Here is a 5714-nt window from a genome sequence, read left to right on the forward strand (position 1 = left end):
AGTAGAATGCGCCGGGCTGGCAGGGTGGAGGTTGAGTCCTGTTGGCGCTTCGGTCGGGTTGATCGGAGGCGGTTGAAAGAGGTGGTTGACAGCGGTTTTGGACGCTGTATGATTCGCCTCCCGCTGACGAGAGGCGCAGGTTGATCGGAAGCGCAAGCGGTTGAGAAGAAAGAAAAACTTCTTCAAAAACAGCTTGACGAGAAACAAGGCTGCTGTAGAATGCGCGGCCTCGGTTGAGACGAAAGACTTGATCGAAACGCTCTTTAACAACTGAATCAAGCAATTCGTGTGGGTGCTTGTGAGGTAAGACTGATGGTCAGCAAGATTATCAGCATCACAATGTACTCAACGAGAAATCATTGAGTGCTCTTCTTTTAGGAGAAGAGATTTGCGATTGCTGAGCCAAGTTTAGGGTTTTCTCAAAACCCAAGCAGTATTGAACTGAAGAGTTTGATCATGGCTCAGATTGAACGCTGGCGGCAGGCCTAACACATGCAAGTCGAGCGGATGAAGGGAGCTTGCTCCCTGATTCAGCGGCGGACGGGTGAGTAATGCCTAGGAATCTGCCTGGTAGTGGGGGACAACGTTTCGAAAGGAACGCTAATACCGCATACGTCCTACGGGAGAAAGCAGGGGACCTTCGGGCCTTGCGCTATCAGATGAGCCTAGGTCGGATTAGCTAGTTGGTGAGGTAATGGCTCACCAAGGCGACGATCCGTAACTGGTCTGAGAGGATGATCAGTCACACTGGAACTGAGACACGGTCCAGACTCCTACGGGAGGCAGCAGTGGGGAATATTGGACAATGGGCGAAAGCCTGATCCAGCCATGCCGCGTGTGTGAAGAAGGTCTTCGGATTGTAAAGCACTTTAAGTTGGGAGGAAGGGCAGTAAGCTAATACCTTGCTGTTTTGACGTTACCGACAGAATAAGCACCGGCTAACTTCGTGCCAGCAGCCGCGGTAATACGAAGGGTGCAAGCGTTAATCGGAATTACTGGGCGTAAAGCGCGCGTAGGTGGTTTGTTAAGTTGGATGTGAAAGCCCCGGGCTCAACCTGGGAACTGCATCCAAAACTGGCAAGCTAGAGTATGGCAGAGGGTGGTGGAATTTCCTGTGTAGCGGTGAAATGCGTAGATATAGGAAGGAACACCAGTGGCGAAGGCGACCACCTGGGCTAATACTGACACTGAGGTGCGAAAGCGTGGGGAGCAAACAGGATTAGATACCCTGGTAGTCCACGCCGTAAACGATGTCGACTAGCCGTTGGGATCCTTGAGATCTTAGTGGCGCAGCTAACGCATTAAGTCGACCGCCTGGGGAGTACGGCCGCAAGGTTAAAACTCAAATGAATTGACGGGGGCCCGCACAAGCGGTGGAGCATGTGGTTTAATTCGAAGCAACGCGAAGAACCTTACCAGGCCTTGACATGCAGAGAACCTTCCAGAGATGGAGGGGTGCCTTCGGGAACTCTGACACAGGTGCTGCATGGCTGTCGTCAGCTCGTGTCGTGAGATGTTGGGTTAAGTCCCGTAACGAGCGCAACCCTTGTCCTTAGTTACCAGCACGTAATGGTGGGCACTCTAAGGAGACTGCCGGTGACAAACCGGAGGAAGGTGGGGATGACGTCAAGTCATCATGGCCCTTACGGCCTGGGCTACACACGTGCTACAATGGTCGGTACAAAGGGTTGCCAAGCCGCGAGGTGGAGCTAATCCCATAAAACCGATCGTAGTCCGGATCGCAGTCTGCAACTCGACTGCGTGAAGTCGGAATCGCTAGTAATCGTGAATCAGAATGTCACGGTGAATACGTTCCCGGGCCTTGTACACACCGCCCGTCACACCATGGGAGTGGGTTGCTCCAGAAGTAGCTAGTCTAACCTTCGGGGGGACGGTTACCACGGAGTGATTCATGACTGGGGTGAAGTCGTAACAAGGTAGCCGTAGGGGAACCTGCGGCTGGATCACCTCCTTAATCGAAGACTTCAGCTTCTTCATAAGTTCCCACACGAATTGCTTGATTCACTAGCGAAAAGCGATTGGGTTTCGACCCGAGAGAGACGATTGGGTCTGTAGCTCAGTTGGTTAGAGCGCACCCCTGATAAGGGTGAGGTCGGCAGTTCGAATCTGCCCAGACCCACCAATTGTCATGGGATGTGGCCGATCTGTAGATGGGGCCATAGCTCAGCTGGGAGAGCGCCTGCTTTGCACGCAGGAGGTCAGCGGTTCGATCCCGCTTGGCTCCACCATTACCTCGACATCGCTTGAAAGTACAGAAATGAATGCGTTCCTAGGGGAGCGGATTGATTTCTGGTCTTTGCGCCAGTAACTGTTCTTTAAAAATTTGGGTATGTGATAGAAGTAGATTTGGGTAATTACTTTCACTGGTGATTATTCAAGTCAAGGTAAAATTTGCGAGTTGCTCGAGAGAGCGAAATGCGGATTTTCGGCGAATGTCGTCTTCACGTTATAGACAGTAACCAGATTGCTTGGGGTTATATGGTCAAGTGAAGAAGCGCATACGGTGGATGCCTTGGCAGTCAGAGGCGATGAAAGACGTGGTAGCCTGCGAAAAGCTTCGGGGAGTCGGCAAACAGACTGTGATCCGGAGATGTCTGAATGGGGGAACCCAGCCATCATAAGATGGTTATCACACACTGAATACATAGGTGTGTGAGGCGAACCAGGGGAACTGAAACATCTAAGTACCCTGAGGAAAAGAAATCAACCGAGATTCCCTTAGTAGTGGCGAGCGAACGGGGACTAGCCCTTAAGCTTCTTTGATTTTAGCGGAACGCTCTGGAAAGTGCGGCCATAGTGGGTGATAGCCCTGTACGCGAAAGGATCTTAGAAGTGAAATCGAGTAGGACGGAGCACGAGAAACTTTGTCTGAATATGGGGGGACCATCCTCCAAGGCTAAATACTACTGACTGACCGATAGTGAACTAGTACCGTGAGGGAAAGGCGAAAAGAACCCCGGAGAGGGGAGTGAAATAGATCCTGAAACCGTATGCGTACAAGCAGTGGGAGCCTACTTTGTTAGGTGACTGCGTACCTTTTGTATAATGGGTCAGCGACTTATTTTCAGTGGCGAGCTTAACCGAATAGGGGAGGCGTAGCGAAAGCGAGTCTTAATAGGGCGTCTAGTCGCTGGGAATAGACCCGAAACCGGGCGATCTATCCATGGGCAGGTTGAAGGTTGGGTAACACTAACTGGAGGACCGAACCGACTACCGTTGAAAAGTTAGCGGATGACCTGTGGATCGGAGTGAAAGGCTAATCAAGCTCGGAGATAGCTGGTTCTCCTCGAAAGCTATTTAGGTAGCGCCTCGTGTATCACTGCTGGGGGTAGAGCACTGTTTCGGCTAGGGGGTCATCCCGACTTACCAAACCGATGCAAACTCCGAATACCAGCAAGTGTCAGCACGGGAGACACACGGCGGGTGCTAACGTCCGTCGTGAAAAGGGAAACAACCCAGACCGTCAGCTAAGGTCCCAAAATCCTGGTTAAGTGGGAAACGATGTGGGAAGGCTCAGACAGCTAGGAGGTTGGCTTAGAAGCAGCCACCCTTTAAAGAAAGCGTAATAGCTCACTAGTCGAGTCGGCCTGCGCGGAAGATGTAACGGGGCTCAAACCAGGTACCGAAGCTACGGGTTCAACGTAAGTTGAGCGGTAGAGGAGCGTTCTGTAAGCCTGTGAAGGTGAGTTGAGAAGCTTGCTGGAGGTATCAGAAGTGCGAATGCTGACATGAGTAACGACAATGCGAGTGAAAAACTCGCACGCCGAAAGACCAAGGGTTCCTGCGCAACGTTAATCGACGCAGGGTGAGTCGGTCCCTAAGGCGAGGCTGAAGAGCGTAGTCGATGGGAAACGGGTTAATATTCCCGTACTTCTAGTTACTGCGATGGGGGGACGGAGAAGGCTAGGCCAGCTTGGCGTTGGTTGTCCAAGTTTAAGGTGGTAGGCAGAGATCTTAGGTAAATCCGGGGTCTTAATGCCGAGAACTGATGACGATCCTTCTTTTAGAAGGAGAAGTGGTTGATGCCATGCTTCCAGGAAAAGCCTCTAAGCTTCAGGTAACTAGGAACCGTACCCCAAACCGACACAGGTGGTTGGGTAGAGAATACCAAGGCGCTTGAGAGAACTCGGGTGAAGGAACTAGGCAAAATGGCACCGTAACTTCGGGAGAAGGTGCGCCGGTGAGGGTGAAGGGTTTACCCCGTAAGCTCATGCCGGTCGAAGATACCAGGCCGCTGCGACTGTTTATTAAAAACACAGCACTCTGCAAACACGAAAGTGGACGTATAGGGTGTGACGCCTGCCCGGTGCCGGAAGGTTAATTGATGGGGTTAGCGCAAGCGAAGCTCTTGATCGAAGCCCCGGTAAACGGCGGCCGTAACTATAACGGTCCTAAGGTAGCGAAATTCCTTGTCGGGTAAGTTCCGACCTGCACGAATGGCGTAACGATGGCGGCGCTGTCTCCACCCGAGACTCAGTGAAATTGAAATCGCTGTGAAGATGCAGTGTATCCGCGGCTAGACGGAAAGACCCCGTGAACCTTTACTATAGCTTTGCACTGGACTTTGAATTTGCTTGTGTAGGATAGGTGGGAGGCTTTGAAGCGTGGACGCCAGTTCGCGTGGAGCCAACCTTGAAATACCACCCTGGCAACTTTGAGGTTCTAACTCTGGTCCGTTATCCGGATCGAGGACAGTGTATGGTGGGTAGTTTGACTGGGGCGGTCTCCTCCTAAAGAGTAACGGAGGAGTACGAAGGTGCGCTCAGACCGGTCGGAAATCGGTCGTAGAGTATAAAGGCAAAAGCGCGCTTGACTGCGAGACAGACACGTCGAGCAGGTACGAAAGTAGGTCTTAGTGATCCGGTGGTTCTGTATGGAAGGGCCATCGCTCAACGGATAAAAGGTACTCCGGGGATAACAGGCTGATACCGCCCAAGAGTTCATATCGACGGCGGTGTTTGGCACCTCGATGTCGGCTCATCACATCCTGGGGCTGAAGCCGGTCCCAAGGGTATGGCTGTTCGCCATTTAAAGTGGTACGCGAGCTGGGTTTAGAACGTCGTGAGACAGTTCGGTCCCTATCTGCCGTGGACGTTTGAGATTTGAGAGGGGCTGCTCCTAGTACGAGAGGACCGGAGTGGACGAACCTCTGGTGTTCCGGTTGTCACGCCAGTGGCATTGCCGGGTAGCTATGTTCGGAAGAGATAACCGCTGAAAGCATCTAAGCGGGAAACTTGCCTCAAGATGAGATCTCACTGGAGCCTTGAGCTCCCTGAAGGGCCGTCGAAGACTACGACGTTGATAGGTGGGGTGTGTAAGCGCTGTGAGGCGTTGAGCTAACCCATACTAATTGCCCGTGAGGCTTGACCATATAACACCCAAACAATTTGATGTTTGCGTGTCAGACGGTTGAAGTCGACAAACAAACCGAAAAGACGCATCGCTCGCAAGCGAAACCAATACAGCAACACCATCACATACCCAATTAGGGGAAGCGACTGAACACCGACTCCCCAACCGAATTGCTTGACGACCATAGAGCGTTGGAACCACCTGATCCCATCCCGAACTCAGAAGTGAAACGACGCATCGCCGATGGTAGTGTGGGGTCTCCCCATGTGAGAGTAGGTCATCGTCAAGCTTCTACACCAAACCCCCGATCATCGAAAGATGGCCGGGGGTTTGTCTTTGGG

The 5714-nt window shown here is 52.2% G+C and carries 2 tRNA genes, 3 rRNA genes and 1 pseudogene; 5 read left to right on the top strand and 1 reads right to left on the bottom strand.

What is annotated here, in order from left to right:
* Positions 1–279 (bottom strand): annotated as a pseudogene (locus tag MCB86_RS00005) (hypothetical protein); the annotation flags it as partial.
* Positions 280–438: 159 nt separating this feature from the next.
* Between MCB86_RS00005 and MCB86_RS00010 the strand changes: the two are divergent.
* The 5 genes from MCB86_RS00010 to rrf all read left to right on the top strand — a co-directional run bounded on the left by MCB86_RS00010 (position 439) and on the right by rrf (position 5662).
* Positions 439–1975 (top strand): 16S ribosomal RNA (locus tag MCB86_RS00010).
* Between the two features lie 91 nt (positions 1976–2066).
* Positions 2067–2143, top strand: a tRNA-Ile gene (locus MCB86_RS00015).
* Positions 2144–2173: 30 nt separating this feature from the next.
* Positions 2174–2249 (top strand) — tRNA-Ala (locus tag MCB86_RS00020).
* 252 nt (positions 2250–2501) lie between these two features.
* Positions 2502–5392 (top strand): 23S ribosomal RNA (locus MCB86_RS00025).
* Between the two features lie 154 nt (positions 5393–5546).
* A 5S ribosomal RNA gene (rrf, locus tag MCB86_RS00030) occupies positions 5547–5662 on the top strand.
* The 16S, 23S and 5S rRNA genes sit together here with 2 tRNA genes alongside, the layout of an rRNA operon.
* The last annotated feature ends 52 nt before the right edge of the window (positions 5663–5714 follow it).

This window comes from Pseudomonas sp. KSR10, from assembly GCF_022355455.1.
GTDB lineage: Bacteria > Pseudomonadota > Gammaproteobacteria > Pseudomonadales > Pseudomonadaceae > Stutzerimonas > Stutzerimonas stutzeri_E.